The organism is Rhodobacter sp. SY28-1 (assembly GCF_005222785.1).
In the GTDB taxonomy this organism is placed as follows: Bacteria; Pseudomonadota; Alphaproteobacteria; order Rhodobacterales; family Rhodobacteraceae; genus Tabrizicola.
The window spans coordinates 80,833-96,460 of sequence record NZ_STGH01000001.1; the positions used below are offsets into that span (position 1 = coordinate 80,833).

General features: G+C 66.0%; 14 protein-coding genes. 4 read left to right on the forward strand and 10 right to left on the reverse strand.

Annotated features, from left to right (window positions below):
• Positions 1 to 61: 61 nt before the first annotated feature.
• The 5 genes from E8M84_RS00420 to E8M84_RS00440 are packed head-to-tail and all read right to left on the reverse strand — an operon-like array spanning position 62 to position 4,913.
• On the reverse strand, positions 62 to 454 hold the full coding sequence (locus E8M84_RS00420) for a F0F1 ATP synthase subunit epsilon (protein ID WP_137109205.1): 393 nt from the start codon (positions 452 to 454) through the stop codon (positions 62 to 64).
• A 9-nt stretch (positions 455 to 463) separates the two neighbouring features.
• Complete coding sequence (atpD, locus tag E8M84_RS00425; protein WP_137109206.1) at positions 464 to 1,906, reverse strand: F0F1 ATP synthase subunit beta; 1,443 nt, start codon at positions 1,904 to 1,906, stop codon at positions 464 to 466.
• Between the two features lie 20 nt (positions 1,907 to 1,926).
• Complete coding sequence (locus tag E8M84_RS00430; protein WP_137109207.1) at positions 1,927 to 2,793, reverse strand: F0F1 ATP synthase subunit gamma; 867 nt, start codon at positions 2,791 to 2,793, stop codon at positions 1,927 to 1,929.
• A 21-nt stretch (positions 2,794 to 2,814) separates the two neighbouring features.
• Entirely contained in the window at positions 2,815 to 4,353 is a 1,539-nt protein-coding gene (gene atpA, locus E8M84_RS00435) for a F0F1 ATP synthase subunit alpha (RefSeq protein WP_137109208.1), read from the reverse strand.
• A complete protein-coding gene (locus tag E8M84_RS00440; protein ID WP_137109209.1) occupies positions 4,353 to 4,913 on the reverse strand; it encodes a F0F1 ATP synthase subunit delta in 561 nt (186 codons plus the stop codon). Before E8M84_RS00440 ends, atpA begins: the two co-directional genes overlap by 1 nt.
• Before the next feature lie 382 nt (positions 4,914 to 5,295).
• On the opposite strand from E8M84_RS00440, the gene E8M84_RS00445 reads away from it, so the two are divergent.
• Positions 5,296 to 5,841 carry a L,D-transpeptidase gene (locus E8M84_RS00445; protein WP_137109210.1) on the forward strand — a complete coding sequence of 182 codons (546 nt, stop codon included), beginning with the start codon at positions 5,296 to 5,298 and terminating at the stop codon, positions 5,839 to 5,841.
• 23 nt (positions 5,842 to 5,864) lie between these two features.
• Here E8M84_RS00445 and E8M84_RS00450 read toward each other — a convergent pair whose 3' ends face one another.
• The gene (locus tag E8M84_RS00450) at positions 5,865 to 6,620 is read right to left on the reverse strand and encodes a class I SAM-dependent methyltransferase (RefSeq protein ID WP_137109211.1); all 756 of its coding nucleotides are present in this window, start codon (positions 6,618 to 6,620) and stop codon (positions 5,865 to 5,867) included.
• 60 nt (positions 6,621 to 6,680) lie between these two features.
• Between E8M84_RS00450 and gloB the strand changes: the two genes are divergently transcribed.
• Positions 6,681 to 7,448: a hydroxyacylglutathione hydrolase gene (gene gloB / locus E8M84_RS00455; protein ID WP_137109212.1), complete on the forward strand. Its 768-nt coding sequence runs from the start codon at positions 6,681 to 6,683 to the stop codon at positions 7,446 to 7,448.
• A 158-nt stretch (positions 7,449 to 7,606) separates the two neighbouring features.
• Entirely contained in the window at positions 7,607 to 9,925 is a 2,319-nt protein-coding gene (gene clpA / locus E8M84_RS00460; protein WP_137109213.1) for an ATP-dependent Clp protease ATP-binding subunit ClpA, read from the forward strand.
• Between the two features lie 214 nt (positions 9,926 to 10,139).
• Here the strand turns inward: clpA and E8M84_RS00465 are convergent, their stop codons facing one another.
• The 4 genes from E8M84_RS00465 to E8M84_RS00480 form a co-directional block, all read right to left on the reverse strand.
• Complete coding sequence (locus E8M84_RS00465) at positions 10,140 to 10,994, reverse strand: DUF2189 domain-containing protein (RefSeq protein WP_137109214.1); 855 nt, start codon at positions 10,992 to 10,994, stop codon at positions 10,140 to 10,142.
• 141 nt (positions 10,995 to 11,135) lie between these two features.
• Positions 11,136 to 12,740: a peptidoglycan -binding protein gene (locus E8M84_RS00470; protein ID WP_137109215.1), complete on the reverse strand. Its 1,605-nt coding sequence runs from the start codon at positions 12,738 to 12,740 to the stop codon at positions 11,136 to 11,138.
• Position 12,741: 1 nt separating this feature from the next.
• On the reverse strand, positions 12,742 to 13,917 hold the full coding sequence (locus E8M84_RS00475; RefSeq protein ID WP_137109216.1) for a biopolymer transporter ExbB: 1,176 nt from the start codon (positions 13,915 to 13,917) through the stop codon (positions 12,742 to 12,744).
• A 73-nt stretch (positions 13,918 to 13,990) separates the two neighbouring features.
• Complete coding sequence (locus E8M84_RS00480) at positions 13,991 to 14,518, reverse strand: gamma-glutamylcyclotransferase (protein WP_137109217.1); 528 nt, start codon at positions 14,516 to 14,518, stop codon at positions 13,991 to 13,993.
• A gap of 63 nt (positions 14,519 to 14,581) precedes the next feature.
• Between E8M84_RS00480 and E8M84_RS00485 the strand changes: the two genes are divergently transcribed.
• Positions 14,582 to 15,625 carry a DUF2125 domain-containing protein gene (locus E8M84_RS00485; RefSeq protein WP_137109218.1) on the forward strand — a complete coding sequence of 348 codons (1,044 nt, stop codon included), beginning with the start codon at positions 14,582 to 14,584 and terminating at the stop codon, positions 15,623 to 15,625.
• Positions 15,626 to 15,628: the final 3 nt, after the last annotated feature.

Sequence of the window (15,628 nt, forward strand, 5' to 3'; positions counted from 1 at the left end):
AGAATGCAAAGGCCCCGTCTTTCGGCGGGGCCTTTGTCCAATCGTCGACAGTGCGCTGGGCTCAGATCGCCGCAGCGGCCCGCATCGCATAGAGGTCGGCCACGGCCTTGTCGGCCGCGTCCTTGTCCGAGTTGACGGCAGCCGCTTCGCAGGCGTCGGCCACCAGCGCATCAAGCGCGGCGGGGGTCAGCTCGTTCAGCGGCACGGCCTGTTCAGCCAGCACCGACACGCCGGTCGCGCTGATCTCGGCAAAGCCGCCGGTCACGATAAAGGCCTTGATGCCATCCGCCGCCACCACGCGCAGAACGCCCGGCCGCAGCGAGGTGATGGTGGCCGCATGGCCCTCCATCGCCGTCAGATCACCGTCAGCGCCGGGGATCTGGACCTCGGTCGCCGGGAACGACGCAAGGCGGCGTTCCGGGCTGACCAGGTCGAATTGAACCGTGCTGGCCATTTCGCCCCCTTACGCCGCAGCTGCCGCGAGTTTGGCAGCCTTGGCTTTCACTTCCTCGATGTCGCCGACCATGTAGAAGGCGGCTTCCGGCAGGTGGTCATATTCGCCGTTCACCACCGCCTTGAAGGACGCGATGGTTTTTTCCAGCGGAACCTGCACACCGTCCGAGCCGGTGAAAACCTTCGCCACGTCGAACGGCTGCGACAGGAAGCGCTGGATCTTCCGGGCGCGGGCCACGGTCAGCTTGTCCTCTTCCGACAGTTCGTCCATGCCGAGGATGGCGATGATGTCCTGCAGCGACTTGTAGCGCTGAAGGATACCCTGCACCGAACGGGCGACGTTGTAGTGCTCTTCCCCGATGACCGCCGGGTCCAGCAGACGCGAGGTCGAGTCGAGCGGGTCCACGGCGGGGTAGATCCCGAGTTCGGAGATCGCACGCGACAGAACCGTGGTGGCGTCGAGGTGGGCGAAGGACGTGGCCGGCGCCGGGTCGGTCAGGTCGTCGGCCGGAACGTAGATGGCCTGAACCGAGGTGATCGAGCCCGCCTTGGTCGAGGTGATGCGTTCCTGCAGCGCACCCATGTCGGTCGCCAGCGTCGGCTGGTAGCCCACGGCGGACGGGATACGGCCCAAGAGAGCCGACACTTCCGAACCGGCTTGGGTAAAGCGGAAGATATTGTCGACGAAGAACAGAACGTCGGTCCCGGACTGGTCGCGGAACTGTTCGGCCAGCGTCAGGCCGGTCAGCGCCACGCGGGCACGGGCCCCCGGGGGTTCGTTCATTTGACCGTAAACCAGCGCCACTTTCGATGCCGTCAGGTCGTCGATCTTGATAACGCCCGATTCGATCATCTCGTGATACAGGTCGTTGCCCTCACGGGTCCGTTCACCCACACCGGCGAACACCGAATAGCCCGAGTGCACCTTGGCGATGTTGTTGATCAGTTCCATGATCAGAACCGTCTTGCCCACGCCGGCACCGCCGAAGAGGCCGATCTTCCCGCCCTTGGCGTAGGGTGCCAGCAGGTCGATGACCTTGATGCCGGTGACCAGCACCTGGCTTTCCGTCGCCTGCTCGCTGAACGACGGGGCGGGCTGGTGGATCGGGCGCATTTCCTTGGCCACGACCGGGCCCTTTTCGTCCACCGGCTCGCCGATGACGTTCAGGATGCGGCCCAGCGTCGCGTCACCCACGGGGACCGAGATCGGCGCGCCAAGGTCCTTGACCGCAGCGCCGCGGACCAGGCCCTCGGTCGCGTCCATCGCGATGCAGCGGACGGTGTTTTCGCCAAGGTGCTGGGCCACTTCCAGGACCAGACGCTTGCCGTTGTTGTCGGTCTCCAGCGCGTTCAGGATCGCGGGAAGTGCGCCGTCGAACTGCACGTCGACGACCGCGCCGATGACCTGGGTCACCTTGCCAGCGCCAGCAGAGGCTTTCGGGGCTTTTGCCATTGTTGTCTACTCCGGGTTCGTCAGAGCGCCTCGGCGCCCGAAATGATTTCGATGAGTTCCTTGGTGATCGCGGCCTGACGGCTCCGGTTGTACTGGATCGTCAGCCGGTTGATCATGTCGCCAGCGTTGCGGGTCGCGTTGTCCATTGCGGACATCCGCGCGCCCTGCTCCGAGGCGCCGTTTTCCAGGAGAGCGGTAAAGATCTGCGTCGCCACGCCGCGCGGCAGCAGATCGGCCAGGATCGCCTCTTCCGAGGGTTCGTAGTCGTACAGCGCCGTGGCGCCTGCGGTTTCGAACTTGGCCGGGATGACCTGCTGCTCGGTCGGGATCTGGCTGATCACCGACTGGAAGCGGTTGTAGAAGATCGTGACCACGTCCGCCTCGCCAGCCTCGAAAGCCGCCATGACTTCCCGCGCGATGGCCTGCGCGTTGGCATAGCCCACGCGCTTCACTTCGCTCAGGTCCACGTGACCCACGAAGGCGCTGCCCCAGTCGCGGCGCAGCTGTTCACGGCCCTTCTTGCCGACGGTGAGGATCTTCACCGTCTTGCCCGCCGCCGTCAGCTCTGCAGCCCGGGTCCGGGCCAGCTTGACGATCGACGAGTTGAAGCCGCCGCACAGCCCGCGCTCGCTGGTCATGACCACCAGAAGATGCACCTGGTCCTTGCCGTTCCCGGCCAGAAGCTTCGGTGCGCCTTCCCCGGTGCCCACGCCCGCAGCCAGCGCCGACATGACCGCGGTCATCCGTTCGGCGAACGGACGCGCGGCTTCGGCAGCTTCCTGGGCGCGGCGCAGTTTTGCCGCCGCGACCATCTGCATGGCCTTGGTGATCTTCCGCGTGTTCTTCACGCTTCCGATCCGGTTCTTGAGGTCCTTAAGGCTGGGCATCTGCCTACTCCTTCAGGGGGCTCAAGCGAAGGTCTTGGCGAAGGCGTCAAGTTCCGCGCGGATCGCTTTCTCCAGATCGCCCGCCACCTTGCGGTCGTTCTTGGTGATGTCTTCCAGAAGCGCCTTGCCGCTGGTGCGCAGGTGCTTCAGGAGCCCCTGCTCGAACCGGCCGACGTCCTTGACGGCGATCTTGTCCAGGTAACCGGCGGTGCCCGCGAAGATCACGCAGACGATTTCCGCGTTGGTCAGCGGCGAGTACTGGTTCTGCTTCATCAGCTCGGTCAGACGCGCGCCGCGGTTCAGAAGCTGCTGGGTCGAGGCGTCGAGGTCCGAGCCGAACTGCGCGAAGGCCGCCATTTCGCGGTACTGCGCCAGTTCCAGCTTCACCTTGCCGGCAACTGACCGCATTGCGGCCGTCTGTGCCGACGAACCCACGCGCGACACCGACAGACCGGTGTTCACGGCCGGACGGATGCCCTGGTAGAAGAGTTCCGTTTCCAGGAAGATCTGGCCGTCGGTGATCGAGATCACGTTCGTCGGAATGAAGGCCGACACGTCGCCGCCCTGGGTTTCGATGATCGGCAGCGCGGTCAAGGAGCCAGCGCCGAAATCCTCGTTCAGCTTCGACGACCGTTCCAGAAGGCGCGAGTGCAGATAGAAGACGTCGCCCGGATAGGCTTCACGCCCCGGCGGACGGCGCAGCAGCAGCGACATCTGACGGTAGGCCACGGCCTGCTTCGACAGGTCATCGTAGATGATCAGCGCATGGCGGCCATTGTCGCGGAAGAATTCCGCCATAGCGGTTGCGGCGTAGGGCGCCAGGAACTGCAGCGGGGCCGGGTCGGAGGCGGTTGCGGCAACGACGATGGTATAGGCGTCCGCGCCGGTTTCCTGCAGCTTCTTCACCAGCTGGGCCACGGTCGACCGCTTCTGCCCGATGGCGACGTAGACGCAGTACAGCTTCTTCGATTCGTCGGTGCCTGCGGCGTCGTTGTACGACTTCTGGTTCAGGATCGTGTCCAGCGCCACGGCGGTCTTGCCCGTCTGACGGTCGCCGATGATCAGTTCGCGCTGGCCACGGCCAACCGGGATCATCGCGTCCACGGCTTTCAGGCCGGTCGCCATCGGTTCATGCACCGACTTGCGCGGGATGATGCCCGGGGCTTTCTGGTCGGCGATCCGACGCTCGGTCGACACGATCGGGCCCTTGCCGTCGATCGGGTTGCCCAGGCCGTCCACGACGCGACCCAGCAGGCCGTTGCCCACCGGAACGTCCACGATGGACTTGGTGCGCTTGACGGTGTCGCCTTCCTTGATGTCCTGGTCGGACCCGAAGATAACGATACCGACGTTGTCGACTTCGAGGTTCAGCGCCATCCCGCGGATACCGCCGGGGAATTCGACCATCTCGCCAGCCTGGACATTGTCCAGCCCGTGGACGCGGGCAATCCCGTCGCCGACCGACAGCACGCGGCCAATTTCGGCCACTTGTGCGTCCTTGCCGAAGTTCTTGATCTGCTCCTTGAGGATCGCAGAGATTTCAGCAGCCTGGATTCCCATCACCCAACCTCTTTCATTGCATTTTGCAGGGCCGCGAGCTTTGCCTTGACCGAAGTGTCGATCATGGTCGAGCCCAGCTTGACGACGAGACCGCCGATGAGGGATTCATCGACGGTCGTTTTCAGTTTCACGGTCTTGCCGACGCGGGCCTTCAGCGTTTCGGCAAGCTTTTTCGATTGTGCGGCCGACAGTGCGCGGGCGGCGGTGACCTCGGCAGTCACTTCGCCCTTCTCGGCAGCGATCATGTCGGTCAGTTGCGCGGCAAGCTGCGGCAGCACGAAGAGGCGGCGCTTGTCGGCCATCAGGGCCAGCGTGTTCGCGGTCAGCGTGGACAGGCCCAATTTCGCGCCGATGGCGGCGATGACGTTGCCCTGCTCCTCCCGGGTGACCACGGGCGAGGCGATCACACCCCGCAGGTCTTCGCTGGCGGCCAGCGTTTCGGTCAGCGCTGCGACGTCGGCTTCCAGTGCCTTCAGCGCCCCGCCTTCCTTGGCCAGATCGAACAAGGCCGACGCATAGCGTGCGGCGATGCCCAGAGAGATCGAAGCTGGTTCTGACACGTCAACCCTTCCGCTGTCTCATGCCCCGGGCTCTTGCGAACCGGGCGTCCCTTCGGCGCATACCTCGACATTCGTCTGGGCGGCGCCATCCGTCGCGGGGTCCTTAGCAGAGGCTTCCCTACCCCGCAACCGGGTTGCACACGGTTTCTTGAGCCTTCGAACCGGCCAGATTGTCGCTGTTGGCGCAAACGCATGGGCGGCGGTGTCCCGGCGCCCATGGCGGTCTCTGTTTGACATCTTGCCGGGCGCCGATTCCGTCGCGCCATCCGGACGGATTCGCGGCTCACATCGGGTCACAGCTGCGTCAGGCACCGGTCCTGACGGGTTGACCCTCCCGCCGGTCAGGCGGACACCTGCCCGCCAAAAGCAGAAAGGCAGGTCCATGACCCTCAACCGACGCGGACTTCTCGGCGCAGCGCTTGGCGCGCCCTTCCTTGCCACGGCGGCTTGGGCCGAAAGCGCCTCGGTGCGCAGCAATGTCTCCAGCTTTGCCATGCAGGACTGGCGCGACCATTTCGACGGACTTGGTCGGGCGATGATCGTTGCCGACACCACGTCGCGCGCTTTGCACTACTGGAATGCCGAAGGGACAGACCACCGCATCTTCCCGACCTCGGTCCCGATCTCGGACGAGCTGACCAAGCGCGGCTACACCGAGATTGTCCGCAAGAAGGTGGGACCCAGCTGGACGCCGACGCCATCGCAGATGGAGCGCTACCCCGACTGGAAGCCGATCGGCCCGGGTCCCGACAACCCGCTGGGCACCCACGCGATGTATCTGGGCTGGCCCGCCTACATCATCCACGGCACCCACGACACCCGGAAGATCGGGCGCAGGTCGTCGGACGGCTGCATAGGACTGTACAACGAGAACATCGCGCAACTGTTCGACCTGTGCCCGGTCGGAACCCTGGTCCGCGTGATCTGAGGGACGGTGGGCAGCTGCCCACCCTACTCCCGGCTCAGGGCCGGTTCCGCCGCGCCCTGACCGACGCCCTCCAGCACCCGAAGCGGCTTCTTCACCGCCGCGCGCAGACCACCCTGCGTGGGTGCATAGACCTGCTTCGACGCCTCGACCATCAGCACGCCCCCGGCCAGCCAGGGCATCTTTCGCCCAAAGCCTTCCCAGAAATCCGCCGACCGCAGCCAGAACCGGGTGCTCAGGGGCGGGGCGAACAGGACCGAACAGTTCCGCTCCGGCGTGAAGCCGTGCCGCTTCAGCTGCGCCTCCAGCTGCGCCACCGAATAGGGCCGGCCATAGCCAAAGGGCGTCTCGTCCCGCCGAGACCACAGGCCCCCCCGGTTCGGCACGATGAACAGCGCCCTCCCCCCCGGCCCCAGCACCCGGTGCGCCTCCTCCAGCACCGAGGACGGGTTTTCCGAGGTCTCCAGCCCGTGCATCAGCACCAGCCGGTCCACGAGCCCCGTCGGCACCGGCCAGGCCGTGTCCTCGCACAACACGCTCACGTTCTCCATCCCGGCAGGCCAGGGCATCACCCCCTGCGGCCCCGGCATCAGCCCGATCACCCGCCGCGCCTCAGGCAGATAGGGCCGCAACAGGGGCACCGCGAAGCCGAACCCCACCACCGTCTCGCCCTGTTTAGGAGGCCACAACCGCACGACCTGATCCCGGATCGCCCGCTGCGCCACCCGGCCCAGCTGCGTCCGATAGTAGAAATTCCTCAGGTCCAGCACGTCGAGATGCATTGCGGCGGTCGCCCGTTGGGGTCAATCCTGCGCATCATACCCAGCAAGGGACCAAAGACCATGCCGCTTGAACTCGTCACCGTCCCCTGCCTGCAGGACAACTACGCCTACCTGATCCACGACCCCGACACCGGCCACACCGCCGTCATCGACGTCCCCGAGCCCGGCCCCATCCTCGCCGCGCTGGAAGCCCACCAGTGGCGGCTGACCGACATCCTGATCACCCACCACCACGACGACCACATCCAGGGCGTCGACACCCTGCGCACCCGGACCGGAGCCATGGTCCTCGGCGCCGCCGCCGACGCCCACCGCTTGCCCCGCCTCGACCTTGCCCTGACCGAGGCGTCCAGCTTTTCCGTCGGCAACGCGTTCGCCCGCGTCATCGACGTGCCCGGCCACACGCTCGGCCACATCGCCTACCACTTTCCCCAGTCCAAACTCGCCTTCACCGCCGACAGCCTGATGGCCGGGGGCTGCGGTCGGCTGTTTGAAGGCACCGCCCGCGAGATGCATGCAAGCCTTCAGAAACTCGCCGCGCTGCCGCCGGAAACGCTCATCTGCTCGGGCCACGAATACACCGCCTCGAACCTGCGCTTTGCCGCGACCCTTGAACCGGGCAATTCACGGCTTATCTCTCGTATCGCCTGGGTCGCCGAGCGGCGCGCCAAGGGCCTTCCGACCGTCCCCGTTCCGCTCGAAGAAGAACTGGCGACGAACCCCTACCTGCGGGCACATCTGCCCGCGCTGAAGACAGCAGTCGGCCTCCCAGATGCCGACGATGTCACGGTTTTCGCCGAAATCCGGGCCAGAAAAGACAAGTTCTAGGCGCCCTGTATCACAAATGGCGTGAACTTCGGGGGAAACCCCAAAATCTGGAAAATTGCGCTTGAAGTGCGGTGAATAAAACCGAACTTTAAGCTTATGAGGCCACGGTTGGTACGGGCGCTCGTGCCCGGCCGACCTGCAGGACAGGAGCACCGAACGTGCCATCGTTTTCGACCACGCTTGAACAAGCCATCCACTCGGCGCTGGCACTGGCCAATTCGCGCCGCCACGAACTGGCGACGCTGGAACACCTGCTCCTCGCCCTGATCGACGAACCCGACGCCGCCCGCGTGATGAAGGCCTGCGCCGTGAACCTGGACGAGTTGCGCAAGACCCTGACCGACTTCATCGACGACGACCTGTCGACGCTGGTGACCGATGTCGAGGGGAGCGAGGCCGTCCCCACCGCCGCCTTCCAGCGCGTGATCCAGCGCGCCGCGATCCATGTGCAGTCCTCGGGCCGCACCGAAGTCACCGGCGCGAACGTCCTGGTCGCGATCTTCGCCGAACGCGAATCGAACGCCGCCTACTTCCTGCAGGAACAGGACATGACCCGCTACGACGCGGTCAACTTCATCGCGCATGGCGTGGCGAAGGACCCGTCCTACGGCGAGGCGCGTCCCGTTCAGGGCGCCGAGGAACAGCATGAAACCCCGAAGGCCGAGGCTGGCGAAGCCAAGGAATCGGCGCTGTCCAAGTACTGCGTCGACCTGAACGTTAAGGCCCGCAAGGGTGACGTCGACCCGCTCATCGGCCGCGAGGCCGAGGTTGAGCGTGCAATCCAGGTGCTCTGCCGCCGCCGCAAGAACAACCCGCTGCTCGTGGGCGACCCGGGCGTCGGCAAGACCGCCATTGCCGAAGGCCTCGCTCGCAAGATCGTCAATGGCGAGACGCCCGAGGTTCTGTCCAAGGCGACGATCTTCTCGCTCGACATGGGCGCTCTGTTGGCCGGAACCCGCTATCGTGGCGACTTTGAAGAACGGCTGAAGCAGGTTGTGAAGGAACTTGAGGATCACCCCGACGCGATCCTCTTCATCGACGAGATTCACACCGTCATCGGCGCTGGTGCCACCAGCGGCGGCGCGATGGATGCCTCGAACCTGCTGAAACCCGCGCTGCAGGGCGGCAAGCTGCGCTGCATGGGAAGCACTACCTACAAGGAATTCCGTCAGCACTTCGAAAAGGACCGCGCCCTGTCGCGGCGCTTCCAGAAGATCGACGTGAACGAACCTTCGGTGCCGGATGCGATCAAGATCCTCATGGGCCTGAAGCCCAGCTTCGAGGAACATCACGACCTGAAATACACCAACGACGCGATCAAGTCGGCGGTGGAACTGGCCGCGCGCTACATCCACGACCGGAAACTGCCAGACTCGGCCATCGACGTGATCGACGAAGCCGGGGCCGCCCAGCACCTGCTGACCGGTATCAAGCGCCGCAAGTCGTTGGGCGTGAAGGAGATTGAGGCCGTCGTTGCCAAGATCGCCCGCATCCCGCCCAAGACCGTGTCGAAGGACGATGCCGAAACCCTGCGCGATCTGGAAAAGACCCTGAAGCGCGTGGTCTTCGGCCAGGACAAGGCGGTTGAGGCGTTGTGTGCCGCAATCAAGCTGGCCCGCGCCGGCCTGCGCGAACCGGAAAAGCCCATCGGCAACTACCTGTTCGCGGGCCCCACGGGCGTCGGCAAGACCGAGGTCGCGAAGCAGCTTGCCTCGTCGCTTGGCGTGGAACTGATCCGCTTCGACATGTCGGAGTACATGGAGAAACATGCCGTTTCCCGCTTGATCGGCGCTCCTCCGGGCTATGTCGGCTTTGACCAGGGCGGCATGCTGACCGATGCCATCGACCAGCACCCGCATTCCGTCCTGTTGCTGGACGAAATGGAAAAGGCCCACCCGGATGTCTACAACATCCTGCTGCAGGTGATGGACCACGGGAAACTGACCGACCACAACGGCCGGACGGTGGATTTCCGCAACGTGATCCTCATCATGACCTCGAACGCGGGCGCGCGCGAACAGTCGATGGCCGCCATCGGCTTTGGCCGTGAACGCCGCACGGGTGAGGATACTGCCGCGATCGAGCGGACCTTCACGCCCGAGTTCCGCAACCGCCTGGACGCCGTGATCAACTTTGCCCCGCTGGGCAAGGAGATCATCATGCAGGTGGTCGAGAAGTTCGTCCTGCAGCTTGAGGCTCAGCTGATGGACCGCAACGTCCATATCGAGCTGTCGCCCGAGGCCGCGATGTGGCTGGGCGACAAGGGCTATGATGACAAGATGGGCGCGCGGCCCCTGGCCCGGGTGATCCAGGAACACATCAAGAAGCCGCTGGCCGAGGAGCTTCTGTTCGGCAAGCTGGTCAAGGGCGGTGTGGTCCGAGTGAAAGTCAAGGACGACGCCATCGTTCTGGACATCGAGGAACCGGCCAAGCCTCGGCTGACGGGTCAGAAGCCCCCGCTCCTGACCGCCGAGTAAGGCCCACGCAAGTCAATAGACCCCCCGCCCTGATCCGGCGGGGGGTCTTCATTGTGCCGCTGTTCGTAGACTTCGTCACTCCTCGCCGGGGGCCCCGCGACGAGAAGCCAAGGGCGAACGAGGAGCCTTCCGCGGGATGTTAAGAAACCCCTAATGCCCGCGACCAAGTCTTTGTAATCATTGATCCATCCAGGTCTGTCCACCGTGGACAGGATCAGACCACCGCCGCCCGATACAGATGCCAGGTCGCGTGGCCCAGGACCGGCAGCACCACCACCAGACCCAGCAGCAGCGGCAGGATGCCCAGCACCAGCCCCCCCGCGACGATCAGCCCCCAGGTGGCGATCACCACCGGATTCTCCCGCGCGACCTGAACCGAGGTCAGCACCGCGACCGGCAGCGTGACGTCCCGGTCCAAGAGCAGCGGAAACGAGATCACGCTGACCGCCAGCACCGCCACCGCCAGCAGGAACCCGACTCCGGTCCCGACGACGATCATCACCCAGCCCGCCGGGGTCGACACCGCCTCGCTCAAGAGAACCCCGACGCTCAGCACCCGCTCGGACCCCAGCGTCGCCGCGTGGATCGCGTCGGCCAGCAGAAGCCAGGCCATGAAGATCACCGCGTTGAACAGGCTCAGCATCAGGATGCGCGGAAAGCGGGGGTTCCGCAGCACGTCAAACATCGCGCCCCAGCTGACCTCGCGCCCCACCTCGCGCCGCCGGCTGAGCTCATACAGCCCCAGCGCCGCCACCGGCCCGACCAGCGCGAAGCCGGACAGCACCGGGAACAGAAGGTGGGACAGATCGCCCTGGCTCGCCAGCGCCAGCAGCACCGCCCCCATCGCGGGATACAGCAAGCAGGCGAACATCACGTCCGACCGCATCGCGGCCAGGTCGTCCCAGCCCTTGCGCAGGGCGTCGGTCAGGTCGCCCGACACCAGCACCCGCGTTTCCGGCCGCACATTGGGATCGGCCGTCGAATGGGTGGCGACATCGGTCGCATACCCGGCGGCCGAGCCCAGCGCGCCAAAGGTCCAGGACAGGGGGTTTCCAATCGTCTTCGGCATCAGGGGTCCTCCCGCAAAGGGGGCGTCCCGGCTGGTCCTGCCCGGGGACGTCCCAGTGGCAACGACGGCAAGCACGAATGGTTCTGGGTTCAGCCTAGCACGGATTGCCCGGCCCTGCAGTCACGGATTGGTGCGCCCCGGTCAGCGTTCGGTCAGCTTCAGCTCGATCCGCCGGTTCTGCGCGCGGCTGGCCTCGTCGTCCCCGGTGGCGACGGGACGATACTCACCGAACCCCGTGGCGGCCATCCGGTCAGGTGGAAAGCCCAGCTGGTCCTGCATGTAGCGGACCACCGACAGGGCGCGGGCCTGGCTGAGCTCCCAGTTGTCGGCGAAGGCGCCCCCGCCCGACAGCGGGACATTGTCGGTGTGCCCGTCGACCCGGATGATCCAGTCGATCTCTGGAGGGATGTTGGCGCGGACTTCGTCCAGGATCCGCACGACCCCGGCAATCTGGGCCTGACCCTCGGGTGCCAGGTCAGCCGCGCCCGGGTTGAACAGCACCTCGGAGGAGAAGACGAAACGGTCGCCCACCACACGCACGCCTTCGCGGTCCTGCAGAAGAGTGGAAAGCTGGCCAAAGAACTCGGACCGGAAGCGGGCGAGGTCCCTGTTTTCCTCGGCCAGCCGCGCGGCCTCTGCCGCCTCAAGCTCGGCCCGCTTGCGCTGTTCGGCGGCCACCTGGGCCAGGGCGGCGTTCAGGTCGTTGCCCAGCGATTCCAGCTGCACCTTGGCGGCTTCGTCCTTTGCCCGGGCCTCGTCCAGCACCGATTGCAGGCTGCCCAACTGGCTGCGCAGCGCCGCGACCTGCTGGTTCAGAAGTTCGACCTCTCGCGCGGCGGCCAGGGCCTTTTCCTGTTCGGCCAGCAGCGTCGCCTGGGCCGCCGCCAATGCCGCATCCTTGGCACTCACCCCCTCGGCAGCGGCCCGGGCGCCGGCCAGAAGCGTCAGCGTTTCCTCGGCCCGCTTGCGTTCCTCTTCCAGCGCCAACGTCATTGCGGTCAGCTCGGTATCGGAATTCGCCAGCCGGTCACGCAAGGCTTGCAAGGCCGCCGCATCCGCCAAGCGCGCGGCCTCAGCCTCGGTCACCTGTTCCTGTGCTGCCTTCAGCGCGGCGGCGTCGGTAGCGGCCTTGGCCCTTTCTTGCGTAAGCAACGCCTCCAGTGCGTCGCGGCGGGCGGCGGCAAGGCGGGCGGCCTCGGCATTGGCGTCGACTTCGTCGCGCGCCTTGGCCAGGGCCAAAGTCATCGCCTCGGCCTCGGACACCAGCTTGGCCCTTGCTGACTCGAGCTCGGCAACCGAGGCGGTCAGCCGTTCCGCATCGCCCCGCGCCGTGTCGCGTTCGACGAGCAGGGCTGCAACCTGGGCCTCGAAATCGGTGATCCGGGACTTGGCCGACGCCAGTTCGCCTTCCCGCGCCGTCAGGTCGGCGGTCAGGGATGCGATCAGCCCCGCCTGCCGCTCCCCCTCGGCCAGCGCCGAGGTCAGGCCCGCCTGCAACTCGGCCACCCGCGCCTCCAGCCCCGTTGCCTTGGCCTGCTCCAACCCCAGCGCGTCGGCCAATTGCGCGACCTGCGCAGTCAGGCTGTCCAGTTCGGTGTCCTGCGTGGTGATCGTGTCGCGCAGGACGGATTGCATGACAGTGAAGATGGTCAGCACGAACATCAGCACCATCAGGAGGGTCGTCACCGCGTCGACGAACCCCGGCCAGATCAGGCTTTGGTCACGGCGTCGGGTCCGCGCGACCATCTCAGGCCCGCCCGGCGCCGCGGCCAAGCTGGCGGATGGCCATCGTCAGCTGGCCGATGTCGGATTTGAGGTCGGTCAGCGTTTCCTGCCGTCCCGCCGCCATTTCCTCCAGGATCCGCAGAAGCTGCACATCGATCGACCGCAGCCGCATCCGGCTTTCGGGGTCAGACCCGCCGCCCGCCTCGCCGGTCTCCAAAGCCGCCAGCAGCCGTTCCTGCCCTTCGGCGACCCGGCGCAGCAGGGCGGACTGGCCGCGTTCCGCGTCGATCCGGTCGGTCAGCTGCGTCATGGCGGCGACCAGCTCGTTGATCTTCATCTCGGACTGGAAGCGGCTGTTCTCGGTCTGGGTCTGCAGGGCCTGCAACTCCTCCATCTGCTGTGCCATGTGATCGACCAGCATCCCCAGCGCGTTCTGGTCCGCGCTGTCGCCGTCCCCGGCATAGCCCAGCCGCGTGATGGATGAGAGCCATTCCTCCAGTTCTCGGATGAAACGGTTCTGGCCGTGGCCGGCGAACAGTTCCAGAAGCCCCAGCACCAGCGATCCGGCCAAGCCCAAAAGCGAGGAGGAGAATGCAGTCCCCATCCCTCCCAGCTGGCTTTCAAGGCCCCCCATCAGCTTGCCGAACACGTCCAGCCCGCTTTCGCCTTCTTGCGGAGCCAGCGACCGGATGGTTTCCACGACAGCCGGAACCGTGGTCGCCAGGCCCCAGAACGTGCCCAGAAGGCCAAGGAAAACCAGCAGGTTGATCAGGTAGCGGGTGATGTCGCGCGCTTCGTCGATGCGCTGGACCACCGAGTCCTGGATCGAGCGGGAGGACGAGGCCGAAATCGACATCCGGGCTGACCGCGACCGCAACAGCGCCGCCAGCGGGGCCAGAAGTCGCGGCGGGGCTTCATCCTCGCTGCCCGGAGTGCCACGGACGAAATTCTCGATCCAGTAGACCGACTGGGCCAGGATCCAGACCTGCCAGAAGCAGGACAGGACGCCGAACAGGAACACCAGCGCGATGATCCCGTTCAGGATCGGGTTGGTGCGCACGATGTCGATGATCTGGGCGTGGATTAGCCAGGCCCCGCTGCCGACCAGGGCGCAGACCAGAAGCATTGTCGTGATCGCGCGGATCGGCTGCGAGAAGGTCGTCGAAACCTCGGCCGCTCGCTGGTCTGTCTGGGACATGCTTGTCCTCTGTCCTTCGGTCCCTGCCTTGCGGCCAAGACTATCAGGATGGCGACAACTGCCAAGCAAAAGGTCAGATCAGGTCGCGGACCCGTGTGGCAAGCCATTCCAGGTCAGGGTCGCCGATGCCCAAATCTGCCAGATGCGCGGCAGTGGACCACAGGTAATCGCGGTTCAGGCCCCGCCCGCCGGTGGCGCTGGCGATAATGCGGGCCTGTTCCTCGCAGTCGAGGCGGCAATACTGGACATGGTCGGGGTCGATGACATAGGCGAGAGCGTCGACAGGCCCGGTGTCGGTGGCCACGGGCAGAGTCATTTCCAGGTAGGCTGACGACACAAGCTCACGCTCCCGCAGGGCGTTCAGGGTCGCGGCTTCCTCTCCGGGCGTAACGCGGAAGGCAACGCCGGTGCAGGTCGCGCCCTCGGCCCGGTCCAGCGCCAGCACCAGCCCCGGATGGTCCACGGTGCCGCGGTGGTGGATCGACCGCATGCAAAAGCTGCGGTGCCAGCCGTCCAGCCGGGCGATGCGGCGCTCGGCCACCGGAAAGCCCGGGTCCCAGATCAGCGATCCGTAGCCGAAGACCCAAAGCGGTGCGTGCATGGCTGGCCCTGTTGCGTTTCGCCCTGTAAACACCGGGCCAAGGGCAATGAAAAGGGCCGTGCGATGCGCAAGTTGCTGTTCCTCCTCCTTCTGGGCAGCGGTCTCTGGTCGGGCTACTGGTTCGTCGGGTCGGGCGCGATCCGGCAGGCGGTCGAGGACGGTTTTGTCGACGCCACAGCACAGGGTCTGGTGGCCGAGAAGACGGCATTGACGGTCGCCGGGTACCCGAACCGCTTCGACGTCACGGTCGAGGGGCTGCGGCTGATGGACCCCGCGACGGGCGCGGGATGGGAGACGCCCTTCCTGCAGGTCTTCGCGATGACCTGGAAGCCCTGGCATGTGATCGCGGCGCTGGCACCCGAGCAGAAGGTGACCCTTCCCGACCAGACGGTGAGCGTGGCGTCCGAGGGGCTGCGCGCCAGCTTCCGCGCCAAGCCGTCGACCGATCTGCCACTGGCGGCCATCGTGCTGGAAACCGACCGGCTGGGCGCCACGTCCTCGGCAGGCTGGACTGTCGGTGCGGGTCGCAGCGTGGTCTCGCTCAGCGCCGACGAAGAGGTGACGGGCGCGGGAGATGCGCCGAACACCTACCTGTTCTCGACCGACCTGGCCGGGATCACGCCGGACCCCGCCTTCGTCGCCGCCGTGAAGGCAGTGACCATCGAGGGGCTACCTGTCTCTGACCTGCCGGAAACCATCGACAGCCTGCGGACGGGCATCTTCCTGACCCTGACCGCGCCGCTTGATCGCCATTCGGGTGAGACCCGGCCCCTGCTGTCCAAGCTCGACATCAGCCAGTTCGCTTTCACCTGGGGACAGCTTTCCGCCAGCGCCAAGGGTCAGGTCCAGGCCGACGACCAGGGCTTTGCCGCGGGCGAGATCACGGTCGAGGTCACCAACTGGAACCGCCTGCCCGCGCTTCTGGTCGCGGCGGGAGTGGTTCAGCCCGAAATGGCCCCGACCATCGCGCGGGGCATGCAGGCCCTTGCGGCGCAGTCGGATGACCTGTCGGTGCTGACGTTGAAGCTGACACTGGCCGACGGACGGATGAGCTTTGGACCCTTCCCGCTCGGACCCGCACCGCTGATGCTGCCACCCTCGGGCTAAAGC

Bases quoted from the DNA above. Each gene is read 5' to 3' on its own strand.
- E8M84_RS00475 (WP_137109216.1), bottom strand. From the start codon at position 13,917: ATGTCCCAGACAGACCAGCGAGCGGCCGAGGTTTCGACGACCTTCTCG.
- E8M84_RS00445 (WP_137109210.1), top strand. From the start codon at position 5,296: ATGACCCTCAACCGACGCGGACTTCTCGGCGCAGCGCTTGGCGCGCCC.
- E8M84_RS00430 (WP_137109207.1), bottom strand. From the start codon at position 2,793: ATGCCCAGCCTTAAGGACCTCAAGAACCGGATCGGAAGCGTGAAGAAC.
- E8M84_RS00480 (WP_137109217.1), bottom strand. From the start codon at position 14,518: ATGCACGCACCGCTTTGGGTCTTCGGCTACGGATCGCTGATCTGGGAC.
- gloB (WP_137109212.1), top strand. From the start codon at position 6,681: ATGCCGCTTGAACTCGTCACCGTCCCCTGCCTGCAGGACAACTACGCC.
- E8M84_RS00470 (WP_137109215.1), bottom strand. From the start codon at position 12,740: ATGGTCGCGCGGACCCGACGCCGTGACCAAAGCCTGATCTGGCCGGGG.
- E8M84_RS00465 (WP_137109214.1), bottom strand. From the start codon at position 10,994: ATGCCGAAGACGATTGGAAACCCCCTGTCCTGGACCTTTGGCGCGCTG.
- E8M84_RS00420 (WP_137109205.1), bottom strand. From the start codon at position 454: ATGGCCAGCACGGTTCAATTCGACCTGGTCAGCCCGGAACGCCGCCTT.
- atpD (WP_137109206.1), bottom strand. From the start codon at position 1,906: ATGGCAAAAGCCCCGAAAGCCTCTGCTGGCGCTGGCAAGGTGACCCAG.
- atpA (WP_137109208.1), bottom strand. From the start codon at position 4,353: ATGGGAATCCAGGCTGCTGAAATCTCTGCGATCCTCAAGGAGCAGATC.
- E8M84_RS00485 (WP_137109218.1), top strand. From the start codon at position 14,582: ATGCGCAAGTTGCTGTTCCTCCTCCTTCTGGGCAGCGGTCTCTGGTCG.
- E8M84_RS00450 (WP_137109211.1), bottom strand. From the start codon at position 6,620: ATGCATCTCGACGTGCTGGACCTGAGGAATTTCTACTATCGGACGCAG.